Annotated in this window: 17 protein-coding genes; 10 read left to right on the top strand and 7 right to left on the bottom strand. The window is 68.0% G+C overall.

Features of this window, described 5'->3' with window-relative positions; translation table 11 throughout:
• The first annotated feature begins 67 nt into the window (after positions 1 to 67).
• Positions 68 to 910 carry a histone gene (locus tag ACVOKU_RS15660; protein WP_481560337.1) on the top strand — a complete coding sequence of 281 codons (843 nt, stop codon included), beginning with the start codon at positions 68 to 70 and terminating at the stop codon, positions 908 to 910.
• A gap of 137 nt (positions 911 to 1,047) precedes the next feature.
• Positions 1,048 to 1,722, top strand: a complete 675-nt coding sequence (locus ACVOKU_RS15655) for a hypothetical protein (protein WP_481560336.1) — start codon at positions 1,048 to 1,050, stop codon at positions 1,720 to 1,722.
• A gap of 14 nt (positions 1,723 to 1,736) precedes the next feature.
• Here ACVOKU_RS15655 and ACVOKU_RS15650 read toward each other — a convergent pair whose 3' ends face one another.
• Complete coding sequence (locus tag ACVOKU_RS15650) at positions 1,737 to 2,096, bottom strand: DUF1428 domain-containing protein (protein ID WP_053516528.1); 360 nt, start codon at positions 2,094 to 2,096, stop codon at positions 1,737 to 1,739.
• 274 nt (positions 2,097 to 2,370) lie between these two features.
• Here ACVOKU_RS15650 and ACVOKU_RS15645 point away from each other — a divergent pair, with 274 nt between their 5' ends.
• On the top strand, positions 2,371 to 2,943 hold the full coding sequence (locus ACVOKU_RS15645) for an OmpO family porin (RefSeq protein ID WP_053516527.1): 573 nt from the start codon (positions 2,371 to 2,373) through the stop codon (positions 2,941 to 2,943).
• Positions 2,944 to 3,129: 186 nt separating this feature from the next.
• Positions 3,130 to 3,801 (top strand): response regulator transcription factor, encoded by a 672-nt coding sequence (locus ACVOKU_RS15640; RefSeq protein ID WP_128987889.1) that lies wholly within the window; start codon positions 3,130 to 3,132, stop codon positions 3,799 to 3,801.
• Between the two features lie 9 nt (positions 3,802 to 3,810).
• Here ACVOKU_RS15640 and ACVOKU_RS15635 read toward each other — a convergent pair whose 3' ends face one another.
• Positions 3,811 to 4,200 (bottom strand): DUF6165 family protein, encoded by a 390-nt coding sequence (locus tag ACVOKU_RS15635; RefSeq protein WP_053516526.1) that lies wholly within the window; start codon positions 4,198 to 4,200, stop codon positions 3,811 to 3,813.
• A gap of 164 nt (positions 4,201 to 4,364) precedes the next feature.
• Between ACVOKU_RS15635 and ACVOKU_RS15630 the strand changes: the two genes are divergently transcribed.
• Positions 4,365 to 5,057: a TorF family putative porin gene (locus tag ACVOKU_RS15630; protein ID WP_481560335.1), complete on the top strand. Its 693-nt coding sequence runs from the start codon at positions 4,365 to 4,367 to the stop codon at positions 5,055 to 5,057.
• Positions 5,058 to 5,111: 54 nt separating this feature from the next.
• Here ACVOKU_RS15630 and ACVOKU_RS15625 read toward each other — a convergent pair whose 3' ends face one another.
• Positions 5,112 to 5,579 carry a YehS family protein gene (locus tag ACVOKU_RS15625; RefSeq protein ID WP_053516523.1) on the bottom strand — a complete coding sequence of 156 codons (468 nt, stop codon included), beginning with the start codon at positions 5,577 to 5,579 and terminating at the stop codon, positions 5,112 to 5,114.
• Positions 5,580 to 5,664: 85 nt separating this feature from the next.
• On the opposite strand from ACVOKU_RS15625, the gene ACVOKU_RS15620 reads away from it, so the two are divergent.
• Both ACVOKU_RS15620 and ACVOKU_RS15615 read left to right on the top strand, forming a co-directional pair.
• A complete protein-coding gene (locus ACVOKU_RS15620) occupies positions 5,665 to 6,156 on the top strand; it encodes a hypothetical protein (RefSeq protein ID WP_053516522.1) in 492 nt (163 codons plus the stop codon).
• 88 nt (positions 6,157 to 6,244) lie between these two features.
• Positions 6,245 to 6,997: an SDR family NAD(P)-dependent oxidoreductase gene (locus ACVOKU_RS15615; protein WP_065174225.1), complete on the top strand. Its 753-nt coding sequence runs from the start codon at positions 6,245 to 6,247 to the stop codon at positions 6,995 to 6,997.
• A gap of 99 nt (positions 6,998 to 7,096) precedes the next feature.
• Here ACVOKU_RS15615 and ACVOKU_RS15610 read toward each other — a convergent pair whose 3' ends face one another.
• The 4 genes from ACVOKU_RS15610 to ACVOKU_RS15595 form a co-directional block, all read right to left on the bottom strand.
• Positions 7,097 to 7,975 (bottom strand): SPOR domain-containing protein, encoded by an 879-nt coding sequence (locus ACVOKU_RS15610; RefSeq protein ID WP_481560334.1) that lies wholly within the window; start codon positions 7,973 to 7,975, stop codon positions 7,097 to 7,099.
• Between the two features lie 21 nt (positions 7,976 to 7,996).
• Complete coding sequence (gene argS, locus ACVOKU_RS15605; protein WP_053516518.1) at positions 7,997 to 9,685, bottom strand: arginine--tRNA ligase; 1,689 nt, start codon at positions 9,683 to 9,685, stop codon at positions 7,997 to 7,999.
• 114 nt (positions 9,686 to 9,799) lie between these two features.
• Positions 9,800 to 10,504 (bottom strand): RadC family protein, encoded by a 705-nt coding sequence (radC, locus tag ACVOKU_RS15600; RefSeq protein ID WP_065174506.1) that lies wholly within the window; start codon positions 10,502 to 10,504, stop codon positions 9,800 to 9,802.
• A gap of 70 nt (positions 10,505 to 10,574) precedes the next feature.
• Positions 10,575 to 11,201 carry a response regulator gene (locus tag ACVOKU_RS15595; RefSeq protein ID WP_065182003.1) on the bottom strand — a complete coding sequence of 209 codons (627 nt, stop codon included), beginning with the start codon at positions 11,199 to 11,201 and terminating at the stop codon, positions 10,575 to 10,577.
• A 227-nt stretch (positions 11,202 to 11,428) separates the two neighbouring features.
• On the opposite strand from ACVOKU_RS15595, the gene coaBC reads away from it, so the two are divergent.
• From coaBC to ACVOKU_RS15580, 3 genes are read left to right on the top strand one after another with little or no spacing between them, the layout of a single operon-like run.
• Complete coding sequence (gene coaBC, locus ACVOKU_RS15590) at positions 11,429 to 12,691, top strand: bifunctional phosphopantothenoylcysteine decarboxylase/phosphopantothenate--cysteine ligase CoaBC (protein WP_053516507.1); 1,263 nt, start codon at positions 11,429 to 11,431, stop codon at positions 12,689 to 12,691.
• Positions 12,688 to 13,161 (top strand): dUTP diphosphatase, encoded by a 474-nt coding sequence (dut, locus tag ACVOKU_RS15585; protein WP_053516506.1) that lies wholly within the window; start codon positions 12,688 to 12,690, stop codon positions 13,159 to 13,161. The genes coaBC and dut overlap by 4 nt, the downstream gene beginning before the upstream one ends.
• A gap of 12 nt (positions 13,162 to 13,173) precedes the next feature.
• Positions 13,174 to 15,516, top strand: a complete 2,343-nt coding sequence (locus tag ACVOKU_RS15580; RefSeq protein WP_481560333.1) for a phosphomannomutase/phosphoglucomutase — start codon at positions 13,174 to 13,176, stop codon at positions 15,514 to 15,516.
• Positions 15,517 to 15,522 lie beyond the last annotated feature (6 nt).

The following is a 15,522-nucleotide window of genomic DNA, read 5'->3' as shown; positions in this document are numbered from 1 at the left end:
TTCCACGATCGTCATTGTCGGTATAGCATCGCCCCGTTTTGACAATCCACGCCCCCAGGAGGGCAACATGAGCAACGGTAATGGTGTGTCGGTCGTGACCGACGCCGTCGAGAACGCGAAAGAAACCGCCACCAACGTCGGCGAGACCATCGCCCACGCCGCTGAAGACGCAGTGAAGTCGGTCAAGAAGACCGTCAAGCGCGCCCGCAAGGCCGCCACCACCCGCGTCGCCAAGGCCAAGAAGGCCGTGGCCAAGGTCGAGAAGACCGTTGCCAAGAAGGCCGAGAAGGCCGCCAAGTCGGTCGGCAAGACGGTCGCCAAGGCCAAGCAGAAGCTGGAAGCCGCCAAGAAGAATGCCAAGGCCGAAGCCGCTGCCCTGAAGAAGGAAGTGGCCAAGAAGAAGGCCGCTGCCGGCAAGACTGTCGCCAAGAAGGCTGCTGTTGCCAAGAAGTCCACCAAGGCCGCCACCAAGGCTGCCGGCAAGAAGGTCGCCACGGTGAAGAAGGCCGCCACCAAGAAGGCGGCCGCCACCAAGAAGACGGTTGCCAAGAAGGCCGCCGCCGCGAAGAAGGTTGTCGGCAAGAAGGTGGCCACCGCCAAGAAGGCCGTGGCCAAGAAGACGGTCGCCGCCAAGAAGGTGGCTGGCAAGAAGACCGTGGCCGCGAAGAAGGTTGTCGGCAAGAAGGTTGCCGCTACCCGCAAGGTCGCCACCAAGAAGACGGCTGCCGCCAAGAAGGTTGTCGGCAAGAAGGCCGCTGCCACCCGCAAGACGGTTGCCAAGAAGGCAGCGACCACCAAGAAGGCTGTCGCCCGCAAGGCTGCGCCGCTGAAGAAGGCCGCTGCCAAGAAGGCCCCGGCGAAGAAGGCTCCGGCCAAGAAGGCCGTGCGCAAGGCCGCCAAGCGCAAGTAATCGCGCGTGCGGCGAAGGCCCCTCCGCCCTGCCGGGCGGTGGGGCCTTCTGCGTTCATGGGGCGGTACAACGGCCCGGCATGAAGCCTGCGGGGGCGTCCTGGGGCAAGATGAAGTCCCTCCGCTGGAGTTCCCATCATGCGCGGCATCGATTTCAGTTCCTGGCAGGGTGTGCTTTCCACGTTGGCCGGCCTGGTGCTGATCACGCTGCTGGGCGTGGGTATCCGCCTGCTGGTGATGCAGACCCTGCAGCAGCGCCGCGAGCGCGAGAACCGGCAGATCAACGAACGGCTGCGCACGCTGATGGCCGCCTACAAGACCCTGGGCGGTTCGTTCACCGGTGAGCTGGGGGTCGACCCCAGCCATCTGCGCGACCTGCGCCAGCGCGCCCATGAGCAGGGCATCGTCGAGCCCGGTTCGGATCGCGCGCGGCGCATCCGCGACGCCGTCGAAGCGGCCTTGTCGGACATCCTGCTGCTGGGTACCGATGAGCAGGTGCGGCTGGCCGCGCGCGCCGCCGATGAGCTGGCGCAGGGACGACCGGTGCACACGCATGAGCTGGTGGTGTCGCTGCGCGATTTTGTCCGCGAAGCCCTGGATCTGGCGCCGATCCCGGCCGATCTGCAGATTCCACGGCAGGGCCCGACCCGGCCCGCGGGCGGCAAGGGCCGCCCTGAAGGCGAAGGCAAGGGCGGCCGTGCGGGCGGCGGCGGGGGAATGGGCATGGGCGCCGGCATGGGCGGGCTCGGCCTGGGGGCCGGCGCCGCACTGGGCGCCGGCACTGCCGGAGAAGACGACGCAGGTACGCGCTGAGCGCCGCGAAGGCGTCAGCGGGTCAGTTCGTAGATGGGTGTGAAACCGCCATAGATCATCCGCGCACCGTCGAACGGCATCGGGTTCTTCGCGGGGTCCAGGCGCGGGTCTTCCATCATCTTCTGCATGCCTGCATCACGGGTGGCCTTGTCAGGCCACTCGATCCAGGAAAACACCACCGTCTCTTCCGGTGTTGCTTTCACTGCGCCGAAGAAGTCCGTTGTCTTGCCATGCGGCACGTCATCGCCCCAGCACTCGACCACGCGCAGCGCCCCGTACTCGATGAAGACCACGTCGCCGCTTCGCGCATGGGCGAGGAACTTTTCCTTGTTGGCGGTGGGAACCGCCAGAACGAAACCATCGATGTAGCTCATTGCCTGCCTCCGTGATGGACCGCACTGCATGTGCGGCCTTCTTCTGTTCGACGAACCAGGGCGCGGCAGATCGACACGGCCGCGATCGAAGCATGCAGGACGTACCCGCGCGCCGCGCGTATGCCAGAGACCGCCTGAATCAACCCAGAAAATTCAGCAATGCGAAGCCTGCTGTTTTCAGGGTGCGTTGTGGCGAATAACGGAGAATTTACATTCCCGATGCGACGGCGCTCCCGCGCTGCTGCTCACCATAAGAAAGTAAAGGTGTACCCCCATGAAGAATTCGCTGATCGCCCTGGCGCTGGCTGCTGCCCTGCCGTTCTCCGCCTCGGCTGCCGAGAACCTGTCCTACAACTATGCTGAAGCCAACTACGCCAAGACCGACATCGACGCGTTCAAGGCCGACGGCTGGGGCGTGAAGGGTTCCTACGGCTTCCTGCCGAACTTCCACGCCTTCGGTGACTACAGCCGCCAGGAAATCGACCACACCAACCTCAAGCTGGACCAGTGGAAGGTCGGTGTAGGCTACAACCAGGAAATCGCACCGTCGACCGACTTCGTGGCGCGCGTGGCGTACCAGAAGCGTGACCTGGAGCATGGCCTGGATTTCAACGGCTACAGCGCTGAAGCCGGCATCCGCACCGCGTTCGGTGCCCACGCCGAAGTCTACGGCATGGTTGGTTACGAAGACTTCTCGAAGAAGCGCGGCATCAATCCGGAAGGCGAGTGGTACGGCCGTCTGGGTGGTCAGGTGAAGCTGAACCAGAACTGGGGCCTGAACGGCGAGCTCAAGATGAACCGCGACGGTGACAAGGAATACACCGTCGGCCCGCGCTTCAGCTGGTAATCGCTGCAGGCGCTCTGCGCCCTGTGAGCATCGACAGGCCCGGCATCTGCCGGGCCTGTTGCGTTCCACGCAACCGAAATGAAATCTGACTGCGGCTGCGCGGTCGATGCTGCATTGCAACGAATTGGATTCCGCCGCTGCAGGGCGCGACCTACGGTGGGCATCCCCTTCCGCCGGATCTGCCTGATGCCGCCCGCCCCCGCCACCCCGCATACCGGAAAGCTGCGCCGCCTGGCGCTGCTGGATCCGCATCCGGTGCTGCGGCTGGGCCTGGAAGTGTTGTTATGTGAGGACAGCGGCCTGCAGGTCCGTGCCAGCTTCGCCAATGAAGCCGACCTGCTGTCGCTGCTGCATCAGCAGCCCGGTTGTGTCGATCTGCTGGTGATCGATGCCCTTCCGCTGGGTGACCAAGGGGTTGGCCTGCAACTGCTGCGCACGCTGTCGCAGCGGTGGCCATCGCTGCCGGTGCTTGTGCTTTCAGCCCATTGCAACGCCAGCACGGTGGTGACGGCCATGCAGGCCGGCGCGCGCGGCTTCCTGTCCAAGGCGACCCCACCGCGCGTGCTGCTGCGGGCTGTGCAGGTAGTGGCCCGGGGTGGGCGGTTCGTGCCGCCGGAACTGCGCCCGCAGTTGAGCCGCTCGCGGGCGCGCCGCATGCCCTCATTGATGCCGCTCAGCCGCCGCGAGCGCGAGGTGCTGCGCCTGGTGCTGGAAGGCTGCAGCACCGGCGAAGTCGCGCAGCGCTTCGGCCGTTCCGCAAGCACGGTCAGCTCGCAGAAAAAAGCCGCCTACCAGAAGCTCGGCATCCGCAGCGACGGCGAGCTGTTCCGCATCCGCCACCTGCTCGAATGCGGCTGAAACCCAGGCTTATTCCCCCTGGTACTGCTTCTCTTCGACCAGTGCCGAACCCGCAACGCGGTTGATCTCGTTCTTGACCTGCACGCGCTCGCCATTGGTACCGTACACGCCGCGCGCCAGCTGGACGAAGGCGTCGTCGAACACCTGTGCCGCTTCCTTGTCGCGCAGCTGGTCCTGGATGTCCCACATGCGCTCGTTGATGGTCTTCAGCTGCTGCTTCAGCGCGGCAAGTGCCGGCTGTGCCTGCAGCTGCTGCTGCAGCAACGGCAGCAGGCCGTCCAGCTCCGTCCGCACATTGGCCAGCTTGGTGGCATCGCCGATGCGTTCGGCCTTGATCTCGAGAATGGTGATCTTGTCGATCAGCTCGCCGATCGATACCGGCGTCAGGATGGCGTCCATGGGTGGTTTCCTGGAAACAGGCGGCCATCATACCGCGCCACTGCCAAGCGGTTTTACGCTGATTTTGCGCCCCCGCCACGGTAGCGCCATCGAACCGTTACGGCCCTGCCATCGACACTGCCGTCCCGGCGGTTGAGCCGCCATTGGATGAGGAATGATGTGCAGTGAACAGCAAGGGGATGATCGCGGCGGTGGCCGCGGCGTTGGCGGGGCTGCTGGGCGTCGGCAGCGCACAGGCACAGGTGAGCGGCAACGCCACGTTGACCAGTGACTACGTCTGGCGCGGCAGTTCGCAGAGTGACGGCGACCCGGCGGTGCAGGCCGGAGCGAAGTTCGCGCTCGCGTCCGGGTGGTATGCCAGCGCGTGGGGCTCGAACGTATCGTTCAAGCCGGACAACGGCGCACGCAGCGAGTTCGATCTGGTAGCGGGCTGGTCCGGCTCACCGGCCGCGGACTGGACGCTGGACGCCAACCTGACCCGCTATGTGTATCCGGGGACAGCCCGCGCGCTGGACTGGACAGAGTTCGCTGCCACGGTGGGCTGGAAGCAGCGGACCTGGCTGCAGGTCGCGCATTCCAGCGATGCCCTGGCCGGTGGCCATCGCGGTACCTACGCACAGTTGGGCGTGCGCCTGCCGCTGCACGAGCGCTTCCGGCTTGAAGCGGCCGTGGGCCACTACTGGCTGGCGGCCGCGCAGGGGCCGGATTACCTGCACGGGCAGCTCAGCGCCATCGCCACGTTGGCTCCGGCGTGGGAAGTGCGGGCCACCGTGCATGACACCGATACCGCGGCCAGACGGCTGTTCCCGGGCAACGCGGGCGGGCGCTGGGAACTGGCGCTGCAGGGCAGCTTCTAGCGGGCCGGCGCCGCCACGACGGTATCGGCCACCCATGGGCCGGTACCGCGCGGCTCAACCGCGCAGGCGCTGGCTCAGGCCCTTGAGGAAGTTGCGCAGCATCTGATCCAGGCAACGTCGGTAGTTGGCATGCCCGGGTTGGCGGAACAGCGCCCCGATCTCGGACTTGGATACCTTGAAGCCGGCGCTGGCGAAGATGTCCATCAGATCGACGTCGCGCAGCTGGAACGCCACGCGCAGCTTCTTCAGCACCAGGTTGTTGTCGACGCGGGTTTCCACGGCGCGCTGCGGCTGGCTCTCGTCGCGGCCGCGCAGGTGCACGATCAGGCCATCCAGGAAGTGCGCCAGCGCACTGTCGTCCATCGGCACGAAGCCGGCTTCATCCTCGCGCCGCAGCCACGCCCTGGCCTGCTCCAGATCCACCGCGAAGGTCGGGTCGGCCAGCTGGCACAGGGCCACCACGTGATGGTCGCCCAGGTCCAGGGAGTAGCGCACGCTGCGCAGTACATCATTGTTGATCATGGCCCATTGTAGCGGTCCGGCCGTTGTCACCGGATTGTCACCGGATTGAAGCATCGTGAGCGCTGTTCCGTAGAGACCTCCTCCGATGCGCCGGTACCTCGTTCTCCTCCTGCTGGCGGCCAGCAGTGTTGCCGCCCATGCCCAGGACCGTTTTGTTCCGGTCGAACAGCGGCTCACTGCGGCCCAGCTGGCCGAAGTGGGGCTGAGCCCGGCCCAGCTGCAGGCGTTGAACCGCGTGCTGCGCCAGGCAGAGGCCGCGTCGCCTGCCATTTCCGCGGTCACGGCCGCCCCCGCCGGCGCGCCGCTGCCTGCGAATGTTCCGGCGCCGGCCGCCATGCACCTGGGGCTGGAAGAAGGCCCGGTCAGCGCACGCGTGGTGGGGGAGGTGGCCGGTTGGGCCCCCGGCACGGTGTTCACCCTCGACAACGGACAGCAATGGCAGGTGATGAAGGGACAGATGAAGCTGCGCAGGGCCCTCCAGGCGCCGCAGATCGAAGTGATCCCGGGCATCGCCGGCCGCTGGTTCCTGCAGGTCGACGAGGATCTGCCGAAGGCCCGCGTGTTCCGCCTGCGCTGAGTGTGCCCGGCGCGAAGACCGATCAGGCAAGGCAGGGTCCGGCCGACGGTGCCAGAATGGGGGTCTCGTTCCTCCACGGAGTTGCCTGATGTCCCGCACCGTCCTGATTACCGGCGCCACGTCCGGGTTTGGCGCCGCCGCCGTCCATCGCTTCGCCCAGGCAGGCTGGAAGGTGATCGCCACCGGCCGTCGCAGCGACCGCCTGCAACCGCTGGTCGAGCGCTATGGCAAGGACGTGGTGCACGCAGCGGCCTTTGATGTCCGCGATCCGATCGCAATGGAAGCGGCGCTGCTGGCGCTGCCCCCCGCATTCGGTGAGATCGACCTGCTGGTCAACAACGCCGGTCTCGCGCAGGGCACCGCTCCGGCGCAGAGCGCCAGCCTGCAGGACTGGACGACGATGATCGATACCAACATCACCGCCCTGGTGACGTTGACCCACCGCCTGCTGCCGCAGCTGGTCGAACGCAGGGGTGCGATCATCAACATCTCGTCGGTTGCCGGTGTCTACCCGTACCCGGGCGGCAACGCGTATGGCGGTACCAAGGCGTTCGTCAGCCAGTTCTCGCTGGGCCTGCGTTCGGACCTGCACGGTACGGGCGTGCGTGTGACCACCATCGAGCCGGGCATGGCCGAGACCGAGTTCACGGTGGTGCGTACCCACGGTGACCAGGCCGCGTCGGACAAGCTGTATTCCGGCGCCAACCCGATGACCGCCGAGGACATCGCCGAGCAGATCTTCTGGGTTGCCAGCCTGCCGCCGCATCTGAACATCAACCGCCTGGAACTGATGCCGGTCAGCCAGTCGTTCGCCGGCTTCCAGGTCGCGCGCGAGGGCTGACCTGCGTGCCTTCAGGGCCGCCCGGCGTGGGTCGGCCCTGCGGGGCCCAAAAAAAGAAAGCCGGGCAATGCCCGGCTTCTTCCGTTCAGACCCGAACGATCACTGTGCCTTGATCGCCATCGCCTGCAGGCCGGTGCCATCCAGCTTCTGCTTGGCTTCGGACAGCTCACCGGCGCTGCCGTAGGGCCCCATGCGCACGCGGTACACGGTCTTGCCATTGATCTGCGCCGACTCCACCCGTGCCGCCAGGCCCATCATCGCCAGCTTGGCCTTGGTGGCCTCGGCGTCGCCGGAGGCGCCGAACGCACCTGCCTGCAGGATGTAGCGCGCGTTGTCGCCGGCCACGGCCGGTGCCGCAGCGGAGGTCGGCGCCGCGTCCACGCGGGCGGCCTGCGCGGTCGATGCCGTGTTGGTCGCCGCCGGGCTGGTCGTGGCCGGTGCAGCCGTTGCCGGGCGTTCGCTCAGCGGGGCAGGCAGCGGACGGCTGGTCGCGGTCACCGGTGCCGTGCTGGCGACACTGGCCGTTGCGGTCGGTGCCGGCGTTGCGGGGACCGGTTTGCCTTCCAGCGCCGCCTGCGCGCGCTGCGCTTCGGCCTTGGCCCGGCGCTGTTCCTCGGCGCGGGTGCTGGCGGCCAGTTCGGCATCGGACATCTCCACTTCCTTGCCGGGCAGCAGGGTGTAGAAGTCGTACTGGGTCGCCGCCGGCTTCTCGGCTTCGGCAGGTTTCGGCGTGGCCGGTTGTGCGGCTGGCTGCGTGCCGACATCGCCGTCGGCATCAGCGACCGGCGCCGGCTGCGCGTTCGGGTTCGGCTGCGGACCGGCGCGCAGGAAGCCATCGCCCTCGCCCTTGAACAGATTCGGCGCCGCCAGGAACACCACGGCGGCGATGGCCACACCGGCGACCAGCCACACCCATCCCGGGGTGCCCTGGCTGCTGCTGTTGCGTCGTGCCTGGTTTTTGCCGCGTCGTGCTGCCATGTGTACTGCGTCTCCTGATGCTTACATTTTTTCCGGGGCGCTCACGCCCAGGAGGTCGAGGCCATTGGCCAGCACCTGACGCGCCGCGCAGGCCAGCGTCAGCTTGGCGTTGCGATCGTCGGCGTCGTCCACCAGCACCGGTGTCCCGTGATACCACGTGTGGAAGGCATGCGCCAATTCACGCAGGTACTGCGCCACCAGATGCGGCTCCAGCGCCACGCCGGCGGCTTCGACCACTTCCGGATAGCGCGAGATCTCGTTCATCAGCAGCAGCGAGGCGTCATCGGCCAGGCGCACGAGCTGACCCAGGCCACTGCCCTGGTCATAGGCCAGGCCCTTCTCCTGCGCTTGGCGGAGCAGGCTGCACACGCGGGCATGCGCGTACTGCACGTAGAACACGGGGTTGTCGTTGCTCTGCTGGCGGGCCAGATCGATGTCGAAGGTCAGCTGCGAATCGGGCTTGCGCGCGATCAGGAACCAGCGGGTCGCATCGCGTCCAGCTTCTTCGATCAGGTCGCGCAGGGTGAAGTAGCTGCCGGCACGCTTGGACAGCTTCACTTCCTCGCCGCCGCGCATGACGGTGACCATCTGATGCAGCACATACTCGGGCCAGCCCTGCGGGATGCCCACTTCCAGCGCCTGCAGGCCTGCACGCACGCGCGCCAGCGACCCGTGGTGGTCGGCGCCCAGCTCGGTGATCGCGCGCTCGTAGCCGCGCTGCCATTTGGACAGGTGGTAGGCCACGTCCGGCACGAAGTAGGTGAAGGTGCCGTCGGACTTGCGCATCACGCGGTCCTTGTCGTCACCGAAGTCGGTGCTGCGCAGCCACAGTGCGCCGCCTTCCTCGTAGGTGTGGCCGGACGCCTGCAGCTTGGCCACGGTTTCCGCGACCTTGCCATCGGCGTACAGCGAGCTTTCCAGGAAGTAGATGTCGAAATCGACGCCGAACGCGGCCAGGTCCAGGTTCTGCTCGTTGCGCAGGTAGGCCACCGCGAAGCGGCGGATCGCCTGCATGTCGTGCGGATCCTTGGCGCCGACCACGAGGGTGCCTTCCAGGTCGACGCTGGCGCCGGCCATGTAGGCTCGCGCGACATCGGCGATGTACTCGCCGCGGTAGCCGCCTTCCGGCCAGCCCTCCTGGTCAGGGGCGATGCCCTGGACGCGGGCCTGCACCGACAGCGCCAGGTTCTCGATCTGCACGCCGGCGTCGTTGTAATAGAACTCACGCTTGGCGTTCCAGCCGTTGGCGTCGAGCACGCGGGCCACGCAGTCGCCGATCGCCGCAGCGCGGCCATGGCCGACGTGCAGCGGACCGGTCGGGTTGGCCGACACATACTCCACGCCCACCGTGCGGCCGTTGCCGGACAGGTTGCGCCCGTAGTCGTGGCCTTCCTTGATGACCGAGGCGGCTTCGCGCTGGTACGCGGCCGGGGCCAGATGGAAGTTGATGAAGCCGGGTCCGGCGATCTCGACCTTGCTGACGTCCTCGCTGCGCGGCAGCGCCTCGACCAGTGCCTGCGCCAGTGCGCGCGGGTTGCTGCGCGCGGCCTTGGCCAGCAGCATCGCGGCGTTGGTGGCGAAGTCGCCATGGTCACGGGTCTTCGGGCGCTCGACCACGAAGTCCGGCGGCAGGGAGTCGGCGGGCAGGGTGCCATTGGCGCGCAAGGCTTCGATGCCTTGGCTGATCAGGGCGCGGAGGAGATTTTTCACGAGGCCTGCTGTGAGAATGAGCGGCGGAATCGCCCATTTTAGCGCAGATGCCGGCGGCCACGCTGACCGTTGCCTGCCTGTGCGGTCCCCCCGGGGCGGCCGGGGGGCCGGGGCTCAGCCGAACAGGCGGGCCTGGCGCTGGCCCAGCAGGCCACGTTCAGCAAACGAAACAGGGCGGCCTTCGCCCACTACGAAATGGTCGAGCAGGCGGATGTCGACCAGGGCCAGGGCCTGCTGCAGCTCCTCGGTGATGCGCGCGTCGGCCGGCGATGGCTCCGGGTCGCCGGACGGGTGGTTGTGGCTGATGATCACGGCGGCGGCATTGAGCTGCAGGGCGCGCCGCACGACCTCCCGCGGATAGACCGCCGCTGCGGTGAGGGTTCCGGCAAACAGTTCCTCGCACGCGATCAGCCGGTGGCGGTTGTCCAGGAACAGCACCAGGAACAGTTCGCGGGCCTGCCCGCGCAGACGGTGCTGCAGGTAGCGCCCCACCGCCCCGGGATTGTCGCCAACTGCTTCGCCGTGCTGCAGTTCGGCGGCCAGGTACCGGTGGGCCAGTTCCAGGCCGGCGGCCAGGGTGCAGCTGCGGGCCGGCCCCAGCCCGGGCAGTCGTGCCAGCTCGCCGGCAGGCCGGTCCAGCAGCACCCGCAGCGGACCGTGCGCGTGCAGCAGGTCGCGTGCGGTCTGCACGGCATCGCGGCCGCCGACCCCGGAGCCGAGGAACAGCGCCAGCAACTCCGCGTCGGACAGCATGGTGGGACCCCGCGCCAGCAGCTTCTCGCGGGGACGTTCCTGTTCAGGCCAGTCATGGATGGGCATGCCTGCATCATCGCCAGCGGCGCCCGGCGCTCCCATCGGCGCTTGCCGCCGATGACCGTCAGCCGATGCCTCAATCGCGCACGGTCTTCAGGTAGTCGAACAGTTCCTGGTTGCTCTGCAGTCCCAGCTTGCGCTTGGCCTCGGCCTTCTGCCGGCTGATCGTCTTCGGGCTGCGGCCGCAGCGGGCCGCGATGGCGTTGATGTTCAGGCCCTCGGCGAGCAGCTGCAGGACTTCCTGCTCGCGCGCGGAGAGCGAGACCGGTGTGCGCTGGAACAGCAGGTCGCGCGACTGCAGGTGATGACGCAGCTGCTGTGAGACGAAGACCTGGCCGGACATGGCTGCCGCGAGCGCCATCGGCAGTTCGGCAAAGCCGGCGCATTTGTCGACCAGGCCATCGATGCCTTCGCGCAGCAGCCTGTCCAGCAGTCCCGGGTGGCGCGCTCCGGTCAGCACCACCACCGGCAGGCCCGGATGACGCTCGCGCAGTGCGCCCAGCAGCGCAGGGCCGTCGGGGCCGGCGCCGGGCATGGACAGGTCGGTGAGGACGGCATGGCAGGTTTCACGCTGCAGCAGGTCGAGCAGCTGGGCACCGTCGGCCGCGCTGCCGGCCACCTGCATCTGGTGAGCCTCCAGCACGATACGGATGCCATGCAGTACAACCGGATGGTCGTCGGCGATGATGATGCGCGGTTGCACGCGGGATCCTCGGGGAAGCGGAGCGGCGCACCGGAGGTGGCCAGTACCGATTCTGCAAAGCCGACCAGGGGACGGGTATAGGAAAGTTCCGAATCATCGGCGGGTGAACCCGGGAACTGCGGTAGTGGAAGTTCCATCTGCTGATAGCTGCCGGCTATGTGCGCTGTGCATCGGGACATTACCGACCATCGGGTAAGCTAGCGCCCTCGTTTGCACAGGAATTCCAGGTGGCTGACTCCCCCAACGCATCCCCCGCGCCGGCCGGCGCGCTGGAAGGCCAGAAACTGCTGTTGTGTGTCGGCGGCGGGATTGCGGCTTACAAGGCCCTGGAACTGGTGCGGCGGCTGCGCGATGCCGGGGCGCTGGTGCAGGTGGCGATGACTGCCGGCGCCCAGCAGTTCGTGACCCCGCTCAGTTTCCAGGCCCTGTCCGGGCAGCCGACCCGCACTACGTTGTGGGACAGCGCCGCAGAACAGGCCATGGGCCACATCGAGCTGGCGCGCTGGGCCGACCGCATCGTGATCGCACCGGGCACCGCCGACCTGCTGGCGCGGCTGGCCCATGGTCACGCCGACGACCTGGTCAGCACGTTGTGCCTGGCCAGTACCGCGCCGCTGACCGTGTGTCCGGCGATGAACCATCGCATGTGGCTGCATCCGGCCACGCAGGCCAACGTCGCACTGCTGCGCCAGCGGGGCGCGCAGGTGATCGGACCGGTCGACGGGCCGTTGGCCGAGGGTGAGTCCGGCCCGGGGCGGCTGGCCGAGCCGGGTGACATCGTTGCCGCGCTGGCGGCCAACGGCAATGCCGTGGCGCCTGCCGCGCCCTCGGCAACCCGCGCGCTGCAGGGACTGCGTGTGCTGATCAGCGCCGGACCCACCTACGAGGACATCGACCCGGTGCGCTACGTCGGCAACCGCAGCAGCGGCAAGATGGGCTTCGCACTGGCCGCGGCCGCGGCGACGATGGGGGCGCAGGTGGTGCTGGTCAGTGGTCCCGTGCAGCTGCCGACGCCGGTCGGCGTGCAGCGCGTCGATGTGCGCTCGGCCGCACAGATGCGCGACGCCGTGCTCTCATCGCTGCCGGCCGACATCTATATCGGTGCCGCCGCCGTGTCCGACTACACCCCACGGCAGGTGGCGCCGCAGAAGCTGAAGAAGACCGCCGACAGCCAGTCACTGGTGATCGAACTGGTGCGTACCCCGGACATCCTGGCCGAGGTGGCCGCGCAGACGCAGTCGCTGAAGCTGGTGGTCGGTTTCGCCGCCGAAACCCACGACGTGGAGAAGTACGCGCGTGGCAAGCTGGTCGACAAACGCCTGGATCTGGTGATCGCCAACCAGGTCGGCATCAGTGGCGGTGGCTTCGAAAGTGACAACAACGCCGCCACGGCCTTCTGGCAGGATGGCGAACAGGTATTCCCGGCGACCTCCAAGCGCGAGCTGGCCGAACAACTGCTGGCGCTGATCGCGCGGAGACTTCAGGCATGACCCAGGTGATTTCATCGCAACCGTTGCAGGTCAAACTGCTCGATCCGCGCTTCGGCGACAGCTGGCCGCTGCCGGCGTATGCCACCGAGGCCAGTGCCGGCATGGACCTGCGCGCAGCGCTGGACACCGCGCTGACCCTGCAGCCGGGCGATACCGCGCTGGTTCCCAGTGGCCTGGCCATCCACATTGCCGATCCGCACCTGTGCGCGGTCATCCTGCCGCGTTCGGGCCTGGGCCATCGCCACGGCATCGTCCTCGGCAACGGCACCGGCCTCATCGACGCCGACTACCAGGGTCCGCTGCTGATCAGCGTCTGGAACCGGGGCCGCGAGGCCTTCACGATCGAGCCGGGTGACCGCATCGCGCAGCTGGTGGTGGTTCCGATTGCCCGCGTCAGCCTGCAGGTGGTGGATACTTTCACCGACAGCGTGCGGGGAACGGGTGGATTCGGCCATACCGGGGTGCGTTGACGGGGGACATTGATGAGCGGCATCGGGGAAAGGCAGCAGGGACGGTCGTTGGGGCGCAGCGCACCGCTGCTGGCAGTGCTGCTCGTGTTGCTGGCCGGCTGGTTCGGCTGGAGCGCCGTGCAGCAGTGGCGCCAGGAGGCAGGTGGCAAGGCGCTGGAAGAGGCGCGTGACCAGGCCGTGCAGGGCCTGCAACAGGCCGCCAGTGGCCAGTTGCAGCAGCTGCAGCAGCAGTTGAAGAACGAGCGCCTGCAGCAGGCGCTGCAGGCCGGCGATGCGTCCGCCGCTGCGCTGGCCCTGCGCGAGAGCTGGTCCGGCGTGGAGCGGGTGGAGGTGCTGGGCGCCGACCTGGCCGCTGCCTACGCCGATCCGGCCACCTTTGGCTATGCGCGCCTGGCCCTGCTGGAGCAGGCATTGGGCGAGGACCGGCCGAGCCTGCGGGTGGTCCGCGATGGGGGAGGCAACCGCCTCGGCCTGGCTGCGCCGGTGCAACTGGGCAGTCTGGGGGCGGCGGTGGTCTACGTCCGTCAGCCGCTGCTGCGCCTGACCGCGCCGCTGGATCAGATCCGCGCACCTGCCAGTGGTTTCCTCGGCCTGCGCCAGGGCACGCACGATCTGGTCACCCAGGGCGATTCCGGCCTGGCGCAGATCGCCGAGGCGCAGGCAAGGCCGATTGCCGGCACCCCGCTGCGGCTGGCAGCGGCCGTGCCCAACGTCGAACCCGGCCCGCTCGGTCTGGGCGCGCTGGCCAGCGGCATCGTCGCGCTGCTGCTGGCCTTCATCGCCGTGCTGCTGCTGGTCGGTCGCGATCGCCTGCCGAAGCGCCTGCCGCTGCCGCGGCGCACGTCCGCCGTCGAGGTGGATGAGGGCCCGACCCTGCGCGAGAGCCTGCAGATGGCGCCACCGCAGGTCGCCGAAGCTGCCGCCGACGCCACAGTGGCCCCTCCGCCGCCGGTCCCGGCGGAAGCGCTGGCAGCGGGCATCTTCCGGGCCTACGACATCCGCGGTGTGGTGGGCAGCGAACTGACGGCAAAGACCGCCGCGCTGATCGGCCAGGCCATCGGTACCGCTGCGCTGGAACAGGGCCTGCGCGAGGTGGTGATCGGCCGTGACGGGCGCCTGTCCGGCCCCGAGCTGGCAGCCGGCCTGGCCGAAGGCCTGCGCCGTGCCGGCTGCGCGGTCATCGACATCGGCCTGGCGCCCACGCCGGTCGTCTATTACGCCGCATTCCACCTGCGTACCGGCACCTGCGTGGCGGTGACCGGCAGCCACAATCCTCCCGAGTACAACGGCTTCAAGGTCGTCATCGGCGGCGAAACGCTGTCCGGCGATGCCATCACCGGCCTGTACCAGCGCATCGTCGAGGGTCGCCTTGTGCAGGCGGCCGAACCGGGTGACTACCAGCAGCGCGATGTCGGCGCCGATTACATCCAGCGGATCGCCGACGATGTGCAGCTCGACCGCCCGCTGAAGGTGGTGGCCGACGCTGGCAACGGGGTTGCCGGTGCGCTGGCCCCGCAGCTGCTGGAAGCGATCGGTGCCGAGGTGATTCCGCTTTACTGCGATGTTGATGGCACCTTCCCCAATCATCATCCCGATCCCAGCGAGCCGGACAACCTGCAGGACCTCGTACAGACGGTCAAACGCTTTGGCGCTGATCTCGGCGTGGCCTTCGACGGTGATGGCGACCGCCTGGGCGTGGTCACCGGCGAGGGCAGGATCATCTACGCCGACCGCCTGCTGATGCTGTTCGCCGCCGATGTGCTGATGCGCAATCCCGGGGCGATGGTGATCTACGACGTGAAGTGCACGGGCAAGCTGTCCGACCACGTGCTGCGCAACGGCGGCAGCCCGCTGATGTGGAAGACCGGGCACTCGCTGATGAAGGCGAAGATGCGCGAGACCGATGCTGAGCTGGCGGGCGAGATGAGCGGCCACTTCTTCTTCAAGGAACGCTGGTTCGGCTTCGATGACGGGCTGTACGCCGCCGCGCGCCTGCTGGAGATCCTGGCCCAGCGCGAGGAAACCCCGGATGAGGTGCTGTCCGGACTGCCGGAGATGGTGGCCACACCGGAGCTGAAGGTGCCGGTGTCCGAGGGTACGCCGCACGCCCTGGTGGCGATGCTGGTCGCGGCAGCGCAGTCGCCGGACAACCCGTATGTGGGTGGCCGCCTGTCGACCATCGACGGCCTGCGTGTGGATTTCCCCGACGGCTGGGGACTGGTGCGCGCCTCCAACACCACCCCGGTACTGGTGCTGCGCTTCGAGGGCGACGACGAGGTGGCGCTGGAGCGCATCCAGGCACTGTTCCGCAGCCAGCTGCAGCCGATCGTCGGCGACACCCCGCTGGGGTTCTGATCGATC

The sequence above is a fragment of the Stenotrophomonas sp. STEN147 genome (assembly GCF_056757995.1).
Note: the sequence above shows the minus strand (reverse complement) of the source record. Positions and strands in the feature narration are given on the sequence as shown.

Bases quoted from the DNA above. Each gene is read 5' to 3' on its own strand.
- ACVOKU_RS15580 (WP_481560333.1), top strand. From the start codon at position 13,174: ATGAGCGGCATCGGGGAAAGGCAGCAGGGACGGTCGTTGGGGCGCAGC.
- ACVOKU_RS15635 (WP_053516526.1), bottom strand. From the start codon at position 4,200: ATGGACGCCATCCTGACGCCGGTATCGATCGGCGAGCTGATCGACAAG.
- ACVOKU_RS15650 (WP_053516528.1), bottom strand. From the start codon at position 2,096: ATGAGCTACATCGATGGTTTCGTTCTGGCGGTTCCCACCGCCAACAAG.
- ACVOKU_RS15620 (WP_053516522.1), top strand. From the start codon at position 5,665: ATGCGCCGGTACCTCGTTCTCCTCCTGCTGGCGGCCAGCAGTGTTGCC.
- dut (WP_053516506.1), top strand. From the start codon at position 12,688: ATGACCCAGGTGATTTCATCGCAACCGTTGCAGGTCAAACTGCTCGAT.
- ACVOKU_RS15615 (WP_065174225.1), top strand. From the start codon at position 6,245: ATGTCCCGCACCGTCCTGATTACCGGCGCCACGTCCGGGTTTGGCGCC.
- ACVOKU_RS15640 (WP_128987889.1), top strand. From the start codon at position 3,130: ATGCCGCCCGCCCCCGCCACCCCGCATACCGGAAAGCTGCGCCGCCTG.
- ACVOKU_RS15660 (WP_481560337.1), top strand. From the start codon at position 68: ATGAGCAACGGTAATGGTGTGTCGGTCGTGACCGACGCCGTCGAGAAC.
- ACVOKU_RS15645 (WP_053516527.1), top strand. From the start codon at position 2,371: ATGAAGAATTCGCTGATCGCCCTGGCGCTGGCTGCTGCCCTGCCGTTC.
- ACVOKU_RS15610 (WP_481560334.1), bottom strand. From the start codon at position 7,975: ATGGCAGCACGACGCGGCAAAAACCAGGCACGACGCAACAGCAGCAGC.
- ACVOKU_RS15625 (WP_053516523.1), bottom strand. From the start codon at position 5,579: ATGATCAACAATGATGTACTGCGCAGCGTGCGCTACTCCCTGGACCTG.
- radC (WP_065174506.1), bottom strand. From the start codon at position 10,504: ATGCCCATCCATGACTGGCCTGAACAGGAACGTCCCCGCGAGAAGCTG.
- ACVOKU_RS15655 (WP_481560336.1), top strand. From the start codon at position 1,048: ATGCGCGGCATCGATTTCAGTTCCTGGCAGGGTGTGCTTTCCACGTTG.